Raw genomic sequence first — 17,859 nt, 5'->3', positions numbered from 1 at the left:
GACTCTCTCGATGATCAAGACTCTGCCTGGCCGAGCGCTGCTGCTGGCGCTCGTGGCCATGTCCCTGGCCGCGTGCGGCGGCAAGCCCACCGAGCCCGCTCGACAAGACCAGCCCCGTGTCTCCAGCGACCATCCAGTGGTGGGGCAGCGCTGGAACCTGCTGCTGATCGGCACCAACGAACGTCTCTCCATGCCCGAGACGCCCCATTTCATCGTTTCACCCGACGGTCGCGTCACCGGCAGCGATGGCTGCAACGAGATCAATGGGCGGGTGAATCTCGACGGGGGCAACCGCATCCAGTTCGGCGAGCTGGGCACCACGCGGCGCGGCTGCCCTCAGCTCGACGACGCCAAGCGCGTCACCGGGATGATGGAGAACGCCTACCGCTTCCTCATCGACCACGACCGGCTGGTGTTCTTCGGCCGCGATCAGCGGGTACTGGGCGGCTGGCGCAAGGCGAACTGAGGCAATGAAAAAGCGCGGCCAAGGCCGCGCTTTTTCGTGGGTCGAACACAGATTGGTTAACGGCTTGGGAGAGCGTTGCGGGCCTTGACCAGTCCCGCGGTAATGGCCCGGGAAAGCCCGGGGGCCACCGGTGTCAGCAGTATCCAGGGCGTGACGATTAGGTTGATCATCAGCGCCGCGAAGAAGACATCACTGAACCAGTGGGCGCCGCTGAGAATGCGCGGGGCGCTGAGCAGCACGGCGAAAACGGCGCTGACCAGCATCACCCGGAGGCCGGCGAAGCGCCACATGAAGGCGGTGAAGAGGAACAGATTCACGCCATGATCGCCGGGGAAGCTGCTGCCCGAGCTGTCCTTGGTCGAGAAGTCGACCATTTCCGTGATCAGGTTGACGTTGTCGTACACCAGCGTAGGGCTGGGGTGCGTGTAGGGCACCACCATGCGGAAGCCCTGGGCGATGAACACCGCGGTCAACAGCATGGTGACGCCGATGCCGCCCCAGCGCAGCATACGATGGGTGGGGTCGGGGTCGCGGCTGATGGCCCACAGGTAAATTGCCAGCAGGATCATCAGGCTGACCACGTCGAACAGGCGGTTGTTCACCGCCGCCACGAACAGCACCCAGGTCTCGTTGTCCTCGGTCAGCCAGGCGTTGGTGGCGAAGAATACTGCATCGTCTAGCTCGGTCCAGAACATCAGGCCGGGAGATAGCCAGGACCACACCAGCAGTGCACCCAGCAGGTTGAAGACGAGAATGCGGCCAGGCGCGAAGGTCGGTTCGGTATGAGGCATGAGGGCATCGGCACGGTTGATGGTCGATGCCCCCATTCTAGGGGAAAGCTGCGTTGCAGAACAGCGTTCCCTAATGCTCACGGTATTTGAGGAAATGCTGCACAAATTGACGAGCGAGATGAAGCGCAAGGCGCACGGAGCACAGGAACCGGAGCATATGGGGTATATGTGAGGATTCCGAGCACCGCGCAACGCAGCGATTCGCTCGCGCAGGTATTTGTGCTGTGTTTCCCTATTGCATGTACCAGCCGTGGCTGGCCACCACCGACTGCCCCGTCAGCGCCGCGCTGGGGAAGGCGGCCAGGTGCAGCGCCAACTCGGCGATGTCCTCCAGGGTGGTGAATTCGCCGTCGACGGTATCCTTGAGCATCACGTCGCGTATCACCGCCTCTTCTGAAATGCCCAGTACGGCGGCCTGCTCGGGAATCTGGCGCTCCACCAAGGGCGTGCGCACGAAGCCGGGGCAGATCATGTTGGCCCGCACCCGGTGCTTCGCGCCCTCCTTGGCCACGGTACGGCAAAGCCCCAGCAGACCGTGCTTGGCTGCCACGTAGGGCGCCTTCAGCGGCGAGGCCAGCTTGCTGTGCACCGAGCCCATGTAGATCAGACAGCCGCCGCTCTCCTGACGGTACATCTGACGCAGGGCCGCGCTGGTCACCAGGAAGGCGCCGTCCAGATGCACCGCCAGCACCTTGCGCCAGTCGGCGAAGCTCAGGCTGTGCAACGGGGCGATGTGCTGAATGCCGGCGTTGGCGATGGCGATGTCCAGGCGACCCCACTCGGCGACGATTCGCTCGACGCCGGCGTCGACCGCTGCCTCGTCGGTCACATCCATGGTCAGCGCCATGGCCTGCCCGCCGCTGGCACGGATCTGGGCGACCGTGGCTTCGGCAGCAGCCAGGTCGAGGTCGGCCACCGCCACCCTGGCCCCTTCGCTGGCATAGCGCTCGGCAATGGCGCGTCCGATGCCACCTGCCGCCCCGGTGATCAGGGCCGTCTTGTCGGTCAGTTGCATGTCTTTCTCCTTGTCGGAATGTCAGCGACCGCCATAGATCTCGTTGGGCAGCCAAGTCGCCAGCGGGGCGAAGAAGAACACCAGCAACAGCCCGGTCAACTGGATGGCCACGAAAGGCGCGACGCCCAGATAGATGTCACGAGTGGTGATGCCCGGCGGACAGACCCCCTTGATGTAGAACAGCGCGAAGCCCACCGGTGGCGTCAGGAACGAAGTCTGCAGACAGATGGCGAACAGCATGGCGAACCACAGCGGGTCGACCCCCAGGCTGAAGACCACCGGCGCCACCAGCGGCAGGATGATCAGCGTGATCTCCACCCAGTCGAGGAAGAAGCCGAGCAGGAACACCACCAGCAGGATGGTCAGCACGATGCCGGTCTCGCTGAAGGGCAACCCGGTGAGGGCCATGCGCACCACGTCGTCGCCGCCCAGCCCGCGCAGCACCGCGGCAAAGACGGTGGCGCCGATGAAGATGGCGAAGATGAAGGCGGTGGTGCGGCTGGTCTGGTAGAGCGCATGGCGCAGGGTTGCCAGGTTGAGCCGACGATTTAGCAGGGCCAGCAGCATGGCGCCCAGCGCGCCCACTGCCGACGCCTCGGTGGTGGTGGCGAAACCGGTGAAGATCGAGCCGAGCACGGCGAGTATCAGCCCCAGCGGCGGCAGCACGGCGATGAACACCTGCATGAATGCGCGGGCATTCAGCGGCTCGCGATCCTTGGGCGCGGGCGCCAGGTCCTTCTTCAGGTAGGCGGCGATCAGAATGAAGGCGATGTACATCACCCCCAGCATCACGCCGGGCACCAGTGCGGCCATGAACAGGCGCCCGACGGAGGCGTCGGAAGTGCCCATGCGGTCGGCCATCAGCACCAGCATGATGCTGGGCGGCACCAGAATGCCGAGGGTGCCCACCGAGCAGGCGGTGCCTACCGCCAGCGACTTGTTGTACTGGGCGCGCATCATCGGCCCCAGCGAAAGCATGCCGAGCAGCACCACCGAGGCGCCGACGATGCCAGTGGAGGCGGCCAGCAGCACGCCGACGATGACCACGGTCACGGCGTAGCCGCCGCGCAGTCCGCCCAGCACGCGTACCAGGGAGTTCATCAGCCGCTCGGCGATGCCGGAGCGGTCGAGCATGATGCCCATGAAGATGAACAGCGGCAGGGCCACCATCAGCTCGTTGGCGACGATACCGTAGATGCGCCGGTCGAGTACGCCGATGGTGCCGCCCCAGGAGAACCACAGGTCGGCGGCCATGTACTCCACCAGCACGTGGCCGACCACGGCGAAGGCGAAGCCCACGCCGGCCAGCGACCAGGCCACCGGGAAGCCCAGCAGCAGCAGGCTCATGAAGCTGGCGAACATCGCCAGCACGAGAAATTGTTCCAGTCCCATAGTCGATCTCTTCTGGTGAACGTGGCGTCTTTCAGCTCGGCGCGGCGGCTATTGCCGCGGAGTCGTCTTGTGAATGCGCCGGGGGAAGCCGAACAGCAGCGTGCTGCATCGCAGAACGCGCGAGAACAGCGCCACCGCCACCAGCGTCAGGCCGATGGGAATCAGGGTCTTGATGATGAAGCGATAGGGCAGGCCGCTGGGGGCCTGGGAGCGTTCGCCACGCAGGTAGGAGCGGTAACCGTACTGGTACAGCTGCTCCACCATCAGATAGAGGATCGGCAGGGCCAGCAGCACGATGGCCAGCAGTTCGATCCAGGCCTGGGTGCGCAGCGAAAACTTCTCGCGGATCACGTCGACGCGCACGTGATCGTCGCTGACCACGGCATAGGCCAGGGTCAGAATCATGGTGGCGCCGAACAGATGCCAGGAGAGCTCCTCCACGGCGATGGAGCCGCGGCCGAGAATGAATCGATTGACCACATTGGTCAGCACCACCGCCAGGGTGACCAGCCACAGCCAGGAGATGGCCCGGCCGAACAGCAGGATGGTCATGTCGAGACGATAGCTCAGGCGGTTGGTGGGCAGCTCAGGCGGCGCGGAGTGCCCCTCCGGCGCCGGGGTCGCCGAGTCATGCATGCTCATGGGTAACTCCGAGACAAGGAGATGGAAGCCAGCCGCCGCCAGTAGGCGACGGCCGGTACTGCGTGAGGACGGGAGACGTCACGCGGGCCGAATCGGTAGGCGACAGGCGCATTCCCATTCGGGCCGGGCGTTCTTAGTCCTCGAGATTTTCCGGCGCGTAGTAGGAGCGCGGCAGGTGACCTTTCACATGCCAGTTGCCGTGCACCTTCATGAACTCGCGCTGGCTCTCGAGCACGCGGCGGAACATGTCGTTCTCGGCGGCGATCTCGGCCTGCACCTCGTTGGTCACCCGGCGCAGCTCGCCGAGGATCTCGTCGGAGAGCACCTGGGCGTTGACGCCCTCTTCCTCGAAGTCACGCAGCGCCTTGGGATTCTCCATCTCGCTCTCGGAGTAGCCGAAGAGGGTGGCGGCCCGGCAGCCCATGTCGATCATGGCGCGGGTCTGGGGCTCCAGCGATTCCCAGCTGTCCTTGTTGATCAGCAGGTGGGCAGTGGTGAAGGTCTGGTGCCAGCCCGGCAGCACGTAGTTCTGCACGATCTCCTGCATGCCCAGGATGCGGTCCACCGCCGGGGCGGAGAACTCCATGGCATCGATGGTGCCGCGCTCCATGGCCTGGTAGAGCTCGCCGCCGGGGATCATGGTCACGGAGGCGCCCAGGCGCTCCATCACGCGTCCGCCGATACCGGCAAAACGAATGCGCAGGCCGTCGATCTGATCGAGGTCTTCCAGCGGCTCGGCGAACCAGCCCGCGGCTTCCGGGCCGATCATGCTGCACAGCAGTGGCTGGACGTTGTAGTCCTCGTAGATCTCCTCGAGCAGCTCGGCGCCGCCGCCAAAGTAGTGCCAGGCCAGGTAGGCGGGCGGCTCCATGCCGAACGGTGCGCCGGCGAACAGCGGCAGCGCGGGAATGCTGCCCTGATCGTAGCCGACCCAGGTGAAACCGGCGTCGTAGCGACCCTCGGAAACGGCATCGAGAATCTCGAACGGCGGAATCAGCTCACCCGGCTCGTAGTAGCGCAGGTTGATGTTGCCGCCGGATGCTTGATCCAGGGATTCGCTGAGGAAACGCACAGGCGTGCTCAGACCGACCAAGTGGGACGGAAAGGCGATGGGCACCTGCCAACGCACCCGCTCCTGAGCCTCGGCGGTCGTGGTGCCTGCGGCACCGACCATCAAGGTGGCGGCGGTTACTCCGAGGGTGAGCGGGCGAAGGCGAGTGGCGAGAGACGGAATGAACGACATGAAGGCTCCTTGTGCTTTGTTGTCGTCGCAGCGCCTATGGTTGGCGCTGTCGTTGCAGCCATGTGACTCGATGTGCCGCGGCTGGCCGCGACGTCGCGTCAACACATGACGCGTGACTAAGTCATTGCAGGCTTCATGCCACTTCGGAGAAGTCTTTTTATTTCAGCTGGTTATGTGTTCGTCGGGGTGAGGGAAATAGCGGGAGTGTCCGAAATTACGGACATTATTAGACCTTGGTGGAAAGCGATTTTGTCCGGAAATGCGGTCACATGTCTGGTTTTTCGGACAGTCGGGCGAGCTTGTCGTACAGCACCGAGCGTGGAATGCCCAGCATGCGGGCTGCCCGGGACTTGTTGCCGCCGCAGGCGGCCAGGGCGTTATGCAGGGCATCTCGCTCGGCGGCGAGCACCACTTCGGCAAGCGGGCGTACCGCGGAGGTGGGCGGCGGCAGCGGGTTTGTCATGCTGGCGTGGGGTGGGGCGGTACGCAGTTCCGGCACGTCGATCACGCTGCAGGCCTCGTTCAGCGCCAGGGTCTGCTCGAGCACGTTGCGTAGCTCGCGGATATTGCCGGGCCAGGAGTGACGTTGCAGCAGGGCCACCGCCTCCGAGGTGATCTCGGCGCGTGGCTCACCGCTTTCCGCCGCGATCCGTCCGAGCAGGGTCTCGCACAGGATACCCAGGTCGGCGAGGCGCTCGCGTAGCGGCGGTACCTGGATGCGCAGCACGTTGAGACGATAGTAGAGGTCGGAGCGGAAGCTGCCCTCCTCGACCATGGCTTCCAGGTCGCGGCTGGTGGCGGCCATCACGCGTACGTCGACACACTTGATCTCGTTGGAGCCCAGCGGTTCCACCTCGCCCTCCTGCAGCGCGCGCAGCAGCTTGGCTTGCAGCGGCAGCGGCATGTCGCCGACCTCGTCGAGGAACAGGGTGCCGCCGTCGGCGAGCTGGAACTTGCCCTGGCGGGTGCGCTTGTCGGCGCCGGTGTAGGCACCCGGCGCGACGCCGAAGAACTCGGCCTCGAGCAGGTTCTCCGGCACCGCGGCGACGTTGACGGCGACGAAGGGGCTGGCCCCCCGTGGCGAGTCGCCGTGGATGGCCTGGGCCAGCACCTCCTTGCCGGTGCCGGTCTCGCCCAGCAGCAGCACCGGCGTGGCCCGGGCGGCGGCCAGACGGGCGCGGCGCTTGACCTCCAGTACTGCCGGGCTGGCGCCGACGAAATCGGCCAGCGCGTAGCGCGAACCGCGTTGGGCCAGGGCGCGCCGGGCCACCGCCAGGTCGTGCTGCAGGCGGCGGTACTTGCCGATCAGCGGCGTCAGCGGCTCCAGGTCGTCGAACACGATGAAGGCCACCGCGCCGTTGACCCGGCCGCTGGCCGGGTCGTGCAGCGGCAACCGGGTGACCACCAGCTGTCGCGCCTGGTACTCCATGATGTCGAGCAGGATGGGGCGCCCGCTGCGCACCACTTCGGGCATGCGGGTGCGGGGAATCACCTCGGCGACCGGGCGGCCGATGACGCGGGCCGGGTCGTCGATGCCCAGCAGCCGGCAGTAGCAGGCGTTGATCCAGATGAGGCGGCTCGCCTCGTCGACCAGGATCGCCCCGGCGCTGTTGCGCTCGAGCAGCGGAAACAGCGGGCGAATCGCCTCGAGGGTCAAGCCGTGGCTCTGGCTGGCCATGCTGCTGTCGTCTCGAGGCATTGGCGTCATCTCCGGGCCGCTGAAAAGTCACCACGCGGCGGTTTCGGGCCGCTGGATCACAGCGCGGCGATCTTGTCGCGCTGTTCGAGCAGTACGGCGCGAGCCGCCTGGTACTCCTTGAGCTTGCCGCGCTCCTTCTCGACCACCGCTTCCGGCGCCTTGGCCACGAAGCTCTCGTTGCCGAGCTTGTTCTCGATGCCGCCGATCAGCTTGTCCTGCTTGTCGATCTCCTTGGCCAGGCGGGCGAGCTCGGCGTCCTTGTCGATCAGGTCGGCCATGGGCACCAGCACCTCCATGTCGCCGACCAGTTGCGTGGCCGACAGCGGCGCCTGGCTCGGGTCGTCGAGCCAGGTGGCGCTTTCCAGCTTGGCCAGCTTGGCGAGGAACAGGCGGTTGGCCTCGAGGCGTTCGCGATCCGCCTGCGAGCCCTTGGTCAGCAGCACGTCGAGCGGCTTGCCCGGAGCGATGTTCATCTCGGCGCGCACGTTGCGCACCGCCACGATCACGCCCTTGAGCCACTCGATGTCGCGGGTCGCCTGCTCGTCGATCTTCTCCTGCTCGGCCACGGGCCACGGCTGCGCCATGATCGATTCTCTGCCGTCGCCCGCAGCCTTGCCCGCCAGGGGAGCCACGCGCTGCCAGATCTCCTCGGAGATGAACGGCATCATCGGGTGGGCCAGGCGCAGGATCGCCTCCAGCACCCGCACCAGGGTGCGGCGGGTGCCGCGCTTGGCCTCGATGCTGGCGTTATCGTCCCACAGCACCGGCTTGGAGAGCTCCAGGTACCAGTCGCAGTACTCGTTCCAGACGAACTCGTAGAGTGCCTGGGAGGCGTGGTCGAAGCGGAACTCCTCCATCGCCTTGGTTACCTGGGCCTCGGTCTGCTGCAGACGCGAGACGATCCAGCGGTCGGCCAGCGACAGCTCGACGCTCTCGCCCTGACCTTCGAGAGAGACCCCGCAGTCCTGGCCCTCGGCGTTCATCAGCACGTAGCGCGAGGCGTTCCACAGCTTGTTGCAGAAGTTGCGGTAGCCGTCGAGGCGGCCCATGTCGAACTTGATGTCGCGCCCGGTGGTGGCCTGGGAGAGGAAGGTGAAGCGCAGCGCATCGGTGCCGTGGGGCTCGATGCCCTCGGGGAACTCGTCGCGGGTGGCCTTGGCGATGGCCTTGGCCTTCTGCGGCTGCATCATGTTGCCGGTGCGCTTCTCGAGCAGCTCGTCCAGGGTGATGCCGTCGATCAGGTCGATGGGGTCGAGCACGTTGCCCTTCGACTTGGACATCTTCTGGCCCTGGCCGTCGCGCACCAGGCCGTGCACGTAGACGGTCTTGAACGGCACCTCGCCGGTGAACTTGAGGGTCAGCATGATCATCCGCGCGACCCAGAAGAAGATGATGTCGAAGCCGGTGACCAGCACGCTGGAGGGGTGGAAGGTCGTGAGCTCCGGGGTCTGCTCCGGCCAGCCCAGGGTGCCGAAGGTCCACAGCCCCGAGCTGAACCAGGTGTCGAGCACGTCTTCGTCCTGGGTCAGGGCGACGTCGGCGCCAAGCCCATGCTTCTCGCGCGCCTCGGCCTCGGTGCGGGCGACATAGACGTTGCCCTCGGCGTCGTACCAGGCGGGAATACGGTGGCCCCACCATAGCTGACGCGAGATGCACCAGTCCTGCAGGTCGCGCATCCACGAGAAGTACATGTTCTCGTAGTTCTTGGGCACGAACTGGATGTCGCCGTTCTCCACCGCGGCGATGGCCGGCTTGGCCAGGCTCTCCACGGCGACGAACCACTGATCCGTGAGCAGTGGCTCGATGACGTCGCCGGAGCGGTCCCCAAAGGGCAGGGTGTTGTTGACGGTTTCGATCTGCTCGAGCAGCCCGGCGGACTCCATGTCGGCGACGATCCGCTTGCGCGCCTCGAAGCGGTCCAGTCCGGCGTAGGCCTGGGGCAGGCTCAAATCGATTTCGGGCAGCGGGCGGCCCTGGATGTCGAAGGCCTCGGCCTGGGGCAGGATTGCCGCGTCCTGGGTGAAGACGTTGATCAGCGGCAGGCCGTGGCGGCGACCCACCTCGTAGTCGTTGAAGTCGTGGGCCGGGGTGATCTTCACGCAGCCGGAGCCCTTCTCCATGTCGGCGTGCTCGTCGGCGACGATGGGGATGCGGCGGCCGACCAAGGGCAGCTCGACGAACTTGCCGATCAGCGAGGCGTAGCGCGGATCTTCGGGGTTGACCGCCACGCCGGTATCGCCAAGCAGGGTCTCGGGGCGGGTGGTGGCGACCACCAGATAGTCGAGGCCGGCATCGGTCGTCACGCCGTCGGCCAGCGGATAGCGGAAGTGCCAGAACTGGCCCTGCTGCTCGCGGTTCTCGACCTCGAGGTCGGAGATGGCGGTGTGCAGGGTGGGGTCCCAGTTGACCAGGCGCTTGCCGCGATAGATCAGGTCCTCTTCATAGAGCCGCACGAAGACTTCCTGCACCGCCTTGTAGAAGCCATCGTCCATGGTGAAGCGCTCGCGCGACCAGTCGACGCTGGCGCCCATGCGGCGCAGCTGGCGGGTGATATGGCCGCCGGATTCGTGCTTCCACTCCCACACCCTGTCGATGAACGCCTCGCGGCCCAGGTCGTGGCGGCTCTTGCCCTCTTCGGCGGCGACCTTGCGCTCGACCAGCATCTGGGTGGCGATGCCGGCGTGGTCGGTGCCCACCTGCCACAGGGTGTTGTTGCCCTGCATGCGGCGCCAGCGGATCAGCGTGTCCATGATGGTGTCCTGGAACGCGTGGCCCATGTGCAGGCTGCCGGTGACGTTGGGCGGCGGGATCATGATCGAGTAGGGTTCGCCCTCGCCCGAGGGGGCGAAGCGGCCGTCGGCCTCCCAGCGCTCGTACCAGCGGGATTCGATCTGCTCGGGTTGGTAGGTCTTGTCCATGGGGCGTTCCGGGTCCAGAAATGATCGCCGCCGGGTCGTGGGGCCGGGCGGCGGGAAGTCATCGAAAGCGTGCGAAAAATGGGCTCGATTATAGCGCGATGGGGGAGTGGGCGTCAGCCAGGTGTGTTAACACTTCAGAGGGGCGCCGGGGGCAGGACGAAGAGGAGGTCTTTTGCCATGGATGGCAAAAGTAGCGCCCAGGGATGGGTTCACAGCGCCTCCTCGCAGCCCTGCCGCCGGATCAGCCCCGGTCCCGGCAGCCTCCCGCAACCTTGAAGCGGGGTTCACCCCTTGAGTTGATGTGCCTTGACGGGATAACCGCGCTGCTTGTAGGTCTGCCAGCACTCGCGCTTGGCGACGAGCACCTGCTGGTGCTGGTTGATGATCTCGGCGACCCGCTCGAAGCGCGAGAACCACTCGGGGATGCCCGGGTCGAGGTTGAGCAGCGCCATGGGCGCTTCGGCGCTCGGCTCGGGCGGCTGTTCCCAGCCGATGGTCACCGCTACGCTCTCGGCCATCTCGCTGCCGAGCAGGGCGTGGGGCAGGTAGGCGTCGGGGCGGAAGGTCCACAGCCGCTCGTCGAGATCGCTGGCCATGGCCTCGTCCTCGACGTGCAGGTGCAGCCGGTAGCCCTTGCCGGCGATGGTCTCGGCCAGCCGGCAGGCGAAGTCGAGCCGTGCCTCGAGGGTTGTATCAGGCAAAATGTAGAAGTCGACCTGGGTCATGTGGACTCTCTGACCTCGGTGGCAGAGGGGCTTTGTCGGCGACAGGGTTACGAGGAGGCGCTGTGAACCCATCCCTGGGCGCTACTTTTGCCATCCATGGCAAAAGACCTCCTCTTCACCCTGTCCCCGACGCCCCTCTTCTAATGGCGTTACTAGCGAAGAATGGATTCCCGTCGTGAATGCAGCAGGGAATCCTTTTGTCAGATCAGCTTGGTCAACCAACCGTGCTTATCTTCGGCCCGGCCGTACTGCAGATCGAGCAGCTTGCCGCGCAGGCGCTTGGCGATCTCGTTGCCGGCGTCGGGCATCTGCACGGTGCCCTCTTCGGTGACCAGCTGGCCCACCGGGGTGATCACCGCCGCGGTACCGCAGGCGAAGACTTCGGCGATATCGCCGGAGGCTACGCCGTCGCGCCACTCGTCGATGCTGATGGCGCGCTCTTCCGGGGTCAGGCCTTCATCGCGGCCGAGGGTCAGCACCGAGTCGCGGGTCACGCCCTCGAGAATGGTGTCGGTCAGGCGCGGGGTGACCAGGCGGCCGTCCTTGTAGACGAAGAACAGGTTCATGCCGCCCAGCTCCTCGATCCACTTGTTCTCGGCGGCGTCGAGGAAGGCGACCTGGCTGCAGCCGTGCTTCTCGGCTTCCTTCTGGGCGGCCAGCGAGGCGGCGTAGTTGCCGCCGCACTTGGCGAAGCCGGTGCCGCCGGGGGCGGCGCGCTTGTAGTGCGAGGAGAGCCAGATCGACACCGGGGCGATGCCGCCCTTGAAGTAGGCCCCGGCGGGGGAGGCGATCACGTAGTAGTCGACTTCCTTGGCCGGGCGCACGCCGAGGAATTTCTCGCTGGCGATCATGAACGGGCGCAGGTAGAGGCTCGATTCGTCGCCCGCGTTCTTGGGCGTGGGCACCCAGCCCTGGTCGAGCTGCATCAGCGCGCGCAGCGACTCGACGAAGGTTTCGTCGTCGAGCTCCGGCAGCGCCAGGCGGCGTGCGCTGCGACGAAAGCGCTCGGCGTTCTTCTCCGGGCGAAACGACCACACCGAGCCGTCGGCATGGCGGTAGGCCTTGATGCCCTCGAAGATCTCCTGGCCGTAGTGCAGCACGGCGGCCGCCGGGTCGAGGGTCAGCGGGCCGTAGGGACGCACTTCGTGGCCGTGCCAGCCGGCGTCGGCCGTCCAGCGCACGTGGGCCATGTGATCGGTGAAGTGCAGGCCGAAACCGGGGTTGGCGAGAATGTCGGCGCGAATGTTGGCTGCCGTGGGCGTCGCGGTGGGCAGCATGTCGAAAGTGGCGTTGGGCACGGCAAATGGGTCTCCGCTATGCCGGGATTCCGGCGATTTATTGAGCTTTTCGGCGCTCCGGCGGATGCCGCCGGAGCGCCTGATGCGACAGATGTAACGGTTGGCGCCCGGGATGGCAACCTTGGCGCGTCAGCTTCCGCTCTCGACCTGGCGCGCCTCTTCCTCGCGGTCGAGCAGGTATTGGGTCAACAGCCCCACCGGGCGGCCGCTGGCACCCTTCTGCTTGCCCGAGGTCCAGGCGGTGCCGGCGATGTCCAGGTGCGCCCAGGGGAACTTGTCGGCGAAGCGCGAGAGGAAGCAGGCCGCGGTGATGGTGCCGGCCGGGCGACCGCCGATGTTGGCCATGTCGGCGAAGTTGGAGTCGAGCTGCTCCTTGTACTCGTCCCACAGCGGCAGGTGCCAGGCGCGGTCCCAGGCCGCCTCGCCGGCGTCGAGCAGGTCCAGCGCCAGGTCGTCGTCGTTGGAGAGCAGGCCGGTGGCGTGGTGGCCCAGGGCGATGATCGCCGCGCCGGTGAGGGTGGCGATGTCGACCACGCTGGCAGGCTCGAAGCGCTCGGCGTAGGTCAGCGCGTCGCACAGCACCAGGCGCCCCTCGGCGTCGGTGTTGAGCACTTCCACGGTGAGGCCTTTCAGCGTCTTGATGATGTCGCCGGGCTTGGTGGCGCGACCGTCGGGCATGTTCTCGGCGGCGGCGACGATGAACACCAGGTTGAGCTTGGGGCGGATGCCGAGTACCGCCTTGGCGGTGCCGAACACGCTGGCCGCGCCGCACATGTCGAACTTCATCTCGTCCATGGCCTCGCCGGGCTTGAGCGAGATGCCGCCGGTATCGAAGGTGATGCCTTTGCCGACCAGTACGTGAGGGGCCTCGTCGGCGTTCTCGGCGCCCTGGTACTTCATCACGATCAGCCGTGAGGGCTGCTCGCTGCCGCGGCCCACCGAGAGCAGGCTGTGGGCGCCGAGCTCCTCCAGCGCCGCCTCGTCGAGGATCTCGACCGTGAGGGCGCCGCCCGACTCGCGGCCGAGCTGCTCGGCCTGATCGGCCAGGTAGCTCGGCGTGCAGACGTTGCCCGGCAGGTTGCCCAGGGTGCGGGTATAGGCCACGCCCTGGCCCACGGCATTGCCGATACGGGCGCCTTCGCGGGCTTCGTCGGCGGCCTCGCTGTCGCTGAGCAGCAGGGCGACCTTGTCGAGCCGCGGGCGCGGGGCCTTCTCCGATTTGAACTCGTCGAAGCGATAGACCGCACGCTGTGCCGCCTCGGCGGTCATGCGTGCCTTCCAGGCAATGCTACGCTCAGGCACGGGGACGTCGGTGAAGGCCACGGCGACGTCTTCCACCGGCAGGCCGGCGACTGCGGTGAAGGCGGCATCCAGCGCCTTGATGAAGGCCCGCTCCTGGCACTTGCCGCGCTCGCCCAGCCCCACCAGCATCAGGCGGTCGGCGCTGAGGCCGGGGGCGAAGGGGAGCAGTTGCACGTTGCCCAGCTTGGCATCGAAGTCGCCGCGCTCGATCAACTGGCCGATCAGCCGCTCGCTGGCGTCGTCGAGCTTGGCGGCGGCAGGCAGCAGATCGCCATCCTTGAAAACCGGGACCACGAGACAGGCCGCTTCGGCCTTGGCGGGATTGGCCGTCTGAACTGGGAATTCCATGGTGACTCCACAAGACAAGCGATGGGGGATTCTGGATAATGCCGGCACGGCTCCGGGGCCTGCCGAATCACCCCAGTGTACTCAAGGCATGGCGCCATTGCATGGAAGACCGCTGCATGATCATTTTTCGATACCTGACCCGCGAGATCCTGCTCACCATGGCCGCCGTTGCCGGCGTGCTGTTGCTGGTCATCATGGGCAGCCGGTTCATCCGCTACTTCACCGATGCGGCGGAGGGCGACATTCCTGCCACCATCCTCGGCAACCTGATGCTGTTCCACCTGCCTGGCTTTCTCGAGCTGATTCTGCCGCTGGCCTTCTTTCTCGGCATTCTGCTGGCCTATGGGCAGCTCTATCTGAACAGTGAGATCACCGTGCTGGTGGCCTGCGGCACCAGCCCCATTCGGCTGTTCCAGATCAGCCTGGTGCCGGCCACCCTGGTGGCGGTACTGGTCGGGCTGTGCAGCATGTGGCTGACCCCCGCGGGCGCGCTGCACAATGCCGTGATGCTGGAGGAGCAGCGTAGCCGGCTCGACTTCTCCGCCCTGGCGCCGGGGCGTTTCCAGGACTTCGGCGGCGGCCGCACCGCCTACACCGAGTCGTTCAGCGATGATGGCAGTCGCATGCTAGAGGTGTTCATCAGCGAGCGGCAGCGACGCCGCGACGGCACGCCGGAAACCGCCGTGACCCGCGCCGGCAGCGGCTACCAGACCGTCGACCCCGACACCGGCAGCCGCTTCCTGGTGCTGGCCGACGGCGAGCGCTACAGCGTCGACCCGGGGCGCTTCGAGGCCGAGCGGCTGGAGTTCGAGACCTATGCCGTACGCCTCTCGCTCGGCGGTGAGCGGCGCGAACTGGAGTCGGCGGAGTACGCCACCACGGCCGCGCTGCTGCGCGACGACTCGAGCCGTGCGCAGGCCCAGTTGCAGTGGCGCCTGTCATTGCCGCTGATGGTCTTCATCTTGACCCTGATGGCCATGCCGCTCTCGAGGGTCAACCCGCGTCAGGGACGCTTCGCCAAGCTGCTGCCGGCGATTTTCCTGCACGTCTGTTATCTCAGCCTGCTGCTGGCAGCGCTGGACGCCATCGGCCGCGGTACTCTGCCGGCGGCAATCGGCATGTGGCCGATTCACCTCGTGTTCCTGGCGCTCGGCCTGGGCCTGATGATGCACCACCAGCGCAGGGGGATGCGTTGATGCTGACGGATCGTCTCGATCGCTATATCGCCCGCAATGTGCTGGGGGCGATCATCGTCGTCCAGGTGGTGCTGCTGGGCCTCGACCTGGTGATCTCCTACATCAATGACCTGGACGATGTGGAGGGCGACTACGGCGCCTTCCAGGTGCTGCTCTATCTGCTGATGCGGGTGCCATGGCGCTTCTATCAATACGCTCCAGTGGCGGTACTGATCGGCGCGCTGATCGGCCTGGGCAGCATGGCGTCGAGCAACGAGCTGACGGTGATGCGCGCGGCGGGGCGCTCCCTGGCGCGCATCCTGTGGGGGGTGATGAAGCCCATCATCCTGGTGGTGGTCGTGGTGCTGCTGACCGCCGAGTACGTCAGCCCGCGTACCGAGCAGTTCGCCAGTGCCTGGCGTCTGGAACAGATGCAGGGCGAGGGCGCGGTGCTGGTCCAGCGCGGCGGCTGGCAGCGTGAGGGCGACAGCGTCTACCGCTTCGGCGCCATACGCGCCGACGACACCGTGCTCGACCTGACCCGCTACCGCTTCGAGGGGCGCGAGCTGCGCGAGGCCACGGTAGCCGAGCGTGCGGTATGGCGCGACGGGAGCTGGCAGCTCGAGGAGGTGGGCATCACGCGCTTCTTCGACGACCGCACCGAGGCGGAGCATCACGCTCAGCACCCCTGGCAGACCAACCTGACGCCGGCCCAGCTCAATCGACTGCTGCTGCCGATTAACAGCCAGGCGCCCAGCGAGCTGTGGGCCTACTCCCGCTTCCTGCGGGATCAGGGCCTGCAGGCGACCCAGCCGCTGCTCTACTTCTGGCAGAAGATGCTGATGCCCTTGACCATGGCCTCGCTGGTACTGGTGGCGGCCTCGTTCGTGTTCGGCCCGCTGCGTACCGTGGCGGCCGGTACGCGGGTGTTCTATGGGGTTATCGTCGGGCTGACGTTCAAGTACCTGCAGGACCTGCTGGCACCGGCCTCGACGGTGTTCGGCTTTTCACCGGTATGGGCGGTGCTGACCCCGATTCTGGTCAGTGCCGGGCTGGGGTTTTACCTGCTGCGCCGTACCGGCTGAGGGGCGCTGGCCGCACTGCCTAGGGCGATCGAGCCCACGTATACGCTAGGAAAAGAGACCGCAATGCAACGACGTTTCGATCAGCTCGACGATGTATGGCCGGCCGGCCTCGGTCGGCGCCTGGGCGCCATGCTCTACGACGCCTTTCTGGTGGCGGCGATCTGGATCGCCATCGCCGTGCTGCACGTGGCGTTCGTGCGCTACGTGCTGGGCCTGGGCCCGGAGGATGTCGGCGCAGGGGAGCCCCAGCGCCTGACGCTGCAACTGCTGCTGCTGGCTGGCGCCTTCGTCTTCTTCGCCTTCTCCTGGATGCGCGGCGGCATGACGCTCGGCATGCAGGCCTGGCGCCTGCGTGTGCAGACCCCCGATGGCCGCTCGATCACGCTGATGCAGAGCCTGCTGCGCTATGTAGTGGCCTGGCTCTCCCTGGCCGCCTTCGGCCTGGGCTATCTGTGGGTACTGTTCGACCGCCAGCGCCGCAGCTGGCCGGATATCGTCTCCGGTACGCAGGTGGTGGTGCTGCCCAAGGCGACGCGACGATAATGTGACACCGATCAAAAAATGTTCGATTTGCCCTTGCGATAGTCTATGCGAATCATTTACATTAATCCTTGTAAGCACAGCGAGGTGATGTCGATGTACGTATGTCTCTGCAAGGGCGTATCAGACCGCAAGATCCGCGAGACCGTGGCGGACGGTGCGCGCAGCTGGCGTGAAGTCCAGCAGGAAACGGGCTGCGGCACCCAGTGCGGCAAGTGCGCTTCTGTGGGCAAGACCATCACCCGCGACGCCGTCACCGCTGAAGTCATGGCTTCCGCCAGCGACCTGGCTTACGCCGTATAGCGGCTCTCTTCTTCCCTCGCAGGCATCAGCCTGCCAGTGACGCCAATCTTTCTCATTCTTGTTGTCATTGATCCAACCTGCTGCTCCGGTTGGATTTTTTGCGTGGTTGGCCGGATACTGCCTATCCTTAATGGATGAGCGTCACGTAACGACAAGGCAAGGCCCCAAGACCGACCGGAGAAGGGAGAAAGGCAATGAAAGGCGATGCCAAGGTCATCGAGCACCTGAACAAGGCCCTCGGCAACGAGCTAGTGGCCATCAATCAGTACTTCCTGCATGCCAAGATGTACAAGGACTGGGGCCTCAAGGCGCTGGCCAAGTGGGAGTACGACGAATCCATCGACGAAATGAAGCATGCCGACAAGCTGATCGAGCGTATCCTGTTCCTCGAGGGCGTGCCCAACCTGCAGGATCTCGGCAAGCTGCACATCGGCGAGAACGTGCGCGAGATGCTCGAGAGCGATCTCAAGATCGAGCATGAAGGTCGTAACGATTACATCGAGGCCATCGCCTACTGCGAGCAGGTCAAGGACTACGTCTCCCGTGACCTGTTCCGCGAGATCCTGGCCGACGAAGAAGAGCACATCGACCATATCGAGACCGAGCTTGGCCTGATCGACAAGGTCGGCATCGAGAACTACCTGCTGAAGCAGATGCAGGAAGCCGGCGACGAGTAACGACGGCTCCGCAAGGCTCCCACGGCACCGACCCTCGTCGGTGCCGTTTTCTATTGGCTCCCATGGGCCATTTCCCCTCCCCTGCGTTTACGCTGCGTTACCTGGCCTGTGCTGTTGCCGTTACCGATGAACTAAGCTGGTGCAAACGGTCCGCTTTGGTGCCAGCGCATGCCTCTGCCTGGTGCCATGACGGAGAGCCATGCCCCGACATGGCTCGCTGACCCCCAAAGCCGAAGTGGA

At 65.8% G+C, this 17,859-nt stretch carries 16 protein-coding genes; 6 read left to right on the top strand and 10 right to left on the bottom strand.

The genetic code is table 11. The annotated features are described in order from the left end of the window. The first annotated feature begins 10 nt into the window (after window positions 1-10). On the top strand, window positions 11-466 hold the full coding sequence (locus C4S71_RS10235) for an META domain-containing protein (RefSeq protein ID WP_086508054.1): 456 nt from the start codon (window positions 11-13) through the stop codon (window positions 464-466). A gap of 56 nt (window positions 467-522) precedes the next feature. Here the strand turns inward: C4S71_RS10235 and C4S71_RS10230 are convergent, their stop codons facing one another. From C4S71_RS10230 to C4S71_RS10185, 10 genes are all read right to left on the bottom strand, one after another. After that, window positions 523-1,257: a phosphatase PAP2 family protein gene (locus C4S71_RS10230; protein WP_234240718.1), complete on the bottom strand. Its 735-nt coding sequence runs from the start codon at window positions 1,255-1,257 to the stop codon at window positions 523-525. A 232-nt stretch (window positions 1,258-1,489) separates the two neighbouring features. Then, entirely contained in the window at window positions 1,490-2,272 is a 783-nt protein-coding gene (locus tag C4S71_RS10225) for a 3-hydroxybutyrate dehydrogenase (protein ID WP_103969078.1), read from the bottom strand. 21 nt (window positions 2,273-2,293) lie between these two features. After that, window positions 2,294-3,664 (bottom strand): TRAP transporter large permease, encoded by a 1,371-nt coding sequence (locus C4S71_RS10220; protein ID WP_103969077.1) that lies wholly within the window; start codon window positions 3,662-3,664, stop codon window positions 2,294-2,296. Between the two features lie 48 nt (window positions 3,665-3,712). Then, window positions 3,713-4,306: a TRAP transporter small permease subunit gene (locus tag C4S71_RS10215; RefSeq protein WP_103969076.1), complete on the bottom strand. Its 594-nt coding sequence runs from the start codon at window positions 4,304-4,306 to the stop codon at window positions 3,713-3,715. Window positions 4,307-4,439: 133 nt separating this feature from the next. Further along, window positions 4,440-5,549 carry a TRAP transporter substrate-binding protein gene (locus tag C4S71_RS10210; protein WP_086508065.1) on the bottom strand — a complete coding sequence of 370 codons (1,110 nt, stop codon included), beginning with the start codon at window positions 5,547-5,549 and terminating at the stop codon, window positions 4,440-4,442. A gap of 265 nt (window positions 5,550-5,814) precedes the next feature. After that, a complete protein-coding gene (locus tag C4S71_RS10205; RefSeq protein WP_234278199.1) occupies window positions 5,815-7,248 on the bottom strand; it encodes a sigma-54 interaction domain-containing protein in 1,434 nt (477 codons plus the stop codon). Window positions 7,249-7,304: 56 nt separating this feature from the next. Next, the gene (locus C4S71_RS10200; RefSeq protein WP_103969075.1) at window positions 7,305-10,166 is read right to left on the bottom strand and encodes a valine--tRNA ligase; all 2,862 of its coding nucleotides are present in this window, start codon (window positions 10,164-10,166) and stop codon (window positions 7,305-7,307) included. Window positions 10,167-10,450: 284 nt separating this feature from the next. After that, window positions 10,451-10,891 (bottom strand): DNA polymerase III subunit chi, encoded by a 441-nt coding sequence (locus tag C4S71_RS10195; protein WP_103969074.1) that lies wholly within the window; start codon window positions 10,889-10,891, stop codon window positions 10,451-10,453. A gap of 200 nt (window positions 10,892-11,091) precedes the next feature. Beyond that, window positions 11,092-12,168 (bottom strand): branched-chain amino acid aminotransferase, encoded by a 1,077-nt coding sequence (locus C4S71_RS10190; RefSeq protein ID WP_086508101.1) that lies wholly within the window; start codon window positions 12,166-12,168, stop codon window positions 11,092-11,094. A gap of 150 nt (window positions 12,169-12,318) precedes the next feature. Beyond that, window positions 12,319-13,839, bottom strand: a complete 1,521-nt coding sequence (locus C4S71_RS10185; RefSeq protein ID WP_103969073.1) for a leucyl aminopeptidase — start codon at window positions 13,837-13,839, stop codon at window positions 12,319-12,321. 116 nt (window positions 13,840-13,955) lie between these two features. Here C4S71_RS10185 and lptF point away from each other — a divergent pair, with 116 nt between their 5' ends. The 5 genes from lptF to bfr all read left to right on the top strand — a co-directional run bounded on the left by lptF (window position 13,956) and on the right by bfr (window position 17,619). Further along, complete coding sequence (lptF, locus tag C4S71_RS10180) at window positions 13,956-15,035, top strand: LPS export ABC transporter permease LptF (protein WP_086508070.1); 1,080 nt, start codon at window positions 13,956-13,958, stop codon at window positions 15,033-15,035. Next, window positions 15,035-16,099 carry an LPS export ABC transporter permease LptG gene (gene lptG, locus C4S71_RS10175; protein ID WP_086508071.1) on the top strand — a complete coding sequence of 355 codons (1,065 nt, stop codon included), beginning with the start codon at window positions 15,035-15,037 and terminating at the stop codon, window positions 16,097-16,099. Before lptF ends, lptG begins: the two co-directional genes overlap by 1 nt. 63 nt (window positions 16,100-16,162) lie before the next feature. Next, complete coding sequence (locus C4S71_RS10170; protein ID WP_086508072.1) at window positions 16,163-16,642, top strand: RDD family protein; 480 nt, start codon at window positions 16,163-16,165, stop codon at window positions 16,640-16,642. 93 nt (window positions 16,643-16,735) lie between these two features. Next, window positions 16,736-16,942, top strand: coding sequence for a (2Fe-2S)-binding protein (locus C4S71_RS10165; protein WP_086508073.1), 207 nt, complete (start codon window positions 16,736-16,738; stop codon window positions 16,940-16,942). Window positions 16,943-17,136: 194 nt separating this feature from the next. Next, a complete protein-coding gene (bfr, locus tag C4S71_RS10160) occupies window positions 17,137-17,619 on the top strand; it encodes a bacterioferritin (protein WP_086508074.1) in 483 nt (160 codons plus the stop codon). Window positions 17,620-17,859: the final 240 nt, after the last annotated feature.

It is taken from the genome of Billgrantia desiderata, from assembly GCF_900108215.1.
Classification (GTDB): domain Bacteria; phylum Pseudomonadota; class Gammaproteobacteria; order Pseudomonadales; family Halomonadaceae; genus Halomonas; species Halomonas desiderata.
The sequence above is the reverse complement of the archived record's forward strand: the minus strand, read 5'-3'. Positions and strand labels throughout refer to the sequence as shown.

Bases quoted from the DNA above. Each gene is read 5' to 3' on its own strand.
- C4S71_RS10235 (WP_086508054.1), top strand. From the start codon at position 11: ATGATCAAGACTCTGCCTGGCCGAGCGCTGCTGCTGGCGCTCGTGGCC.
- C4S71_RS10230 (WP_234240718.1), bottom strand. From the start codon at position 1,257: ATGCCTCATACCGAACCGACCTTCGCGCCTGGCCGCATTCTCGTCTTC.
- C4S71_RS10225 (WP_103969078.1), bottom strand. From the start codon at position 2,272: ATGCAACTGACCGACAAGACGGCCCTGATCACCGGGGCGGCAGGTGGC.
- C4S71_RS10220 (WP_103969077.1), bottom strand. From the start codon at position 3,664: ATGGGACTGGAACAATTTCTCGTGCTGGCGATGTTCGCCAGCTTCATG.
- C4S71_RS10215 (WP_103969076.1), bottom strand. From the start codon at position 4,306: ATGAGCATGCATGACTCGGCGACCCCGGCGCCGGAGGGGCACTCCGCG.
- C4S71_RS10210 (WP_086508065.1), bottom strand. From the start codon at position 5,549: ATGTCGTTCATTCCGTCTCTCGCCACTCGCCTTCGCCCGCTCACCCTC.
- C4S71_RS10205 (WP_234278199.1), bottom strand. From the start codon at position 7,248: ATGCCTCGAGACGACAGCAGCATGGCCAGCCAGAGCCACGGCTTGACC.
- C4S71_RS10200 (WP_103969075.1), bottom strand. From the start codon at position 10,166: ATGGACAAGACCTACCAACCCGAGCAGATCGAATCCCGCTGGTACGAG.
- C4S71_RS10195 (WP_103969074.1), bottom strand. From the start codon at position 10,891: ATGACCCAGGTCGACTTCTACATTTTGCCTGATACAACCCTCGAGGCA.
- C4S71_RS10190 (WP_086508101.1), bottom strand. From the start codon at position 12,168: ATGCTGCCCACCGCGACGCCCACGGCAGCCAACATTCGCGCCGACATT.
- C4S71_RS10185 (WP_103969073.1), bottom strand. From the start codon at position 13,839: ATGGAATTCCCAGTTCAGACGGCCAATCCCGCCAAGGCCGAAGCGGCC.
- lptF (WP_086508070.1), top strand. From the start codon at position 13,956: ATGATCATTTTTCGATACCTGACCCGCGAGATCCTGCTCACCATGGCC.
- lptG (WP_086508071.1), top strand. From the start codon at position 15,035: ATGCTGACGGATCGTCTCGATCGCTATATCGCCCGCAATGTGCTGGGG.
- C4S71_RS10170 (WP_086508072.1), top strand. From the start codon at position 16,163: ATGCAACGACGTTTCGATCAGCTCGACGATGTATGGCCGGCCGGCCTC.
- C4S71_RS10165 (WP_086508073.1), top strand. From the start codon at position 16,736: ATGTACGTATGTCTCTGCAAGGGCGTATCAGACCGCAAGATCCGCGAG.
- bfr (WP_086508074.1), top strand. From the start codon at position 17,137: ATGAAAGGCGATGCCAAGGTCATCGAGCACCTGAACAAGGCCCTCGGC.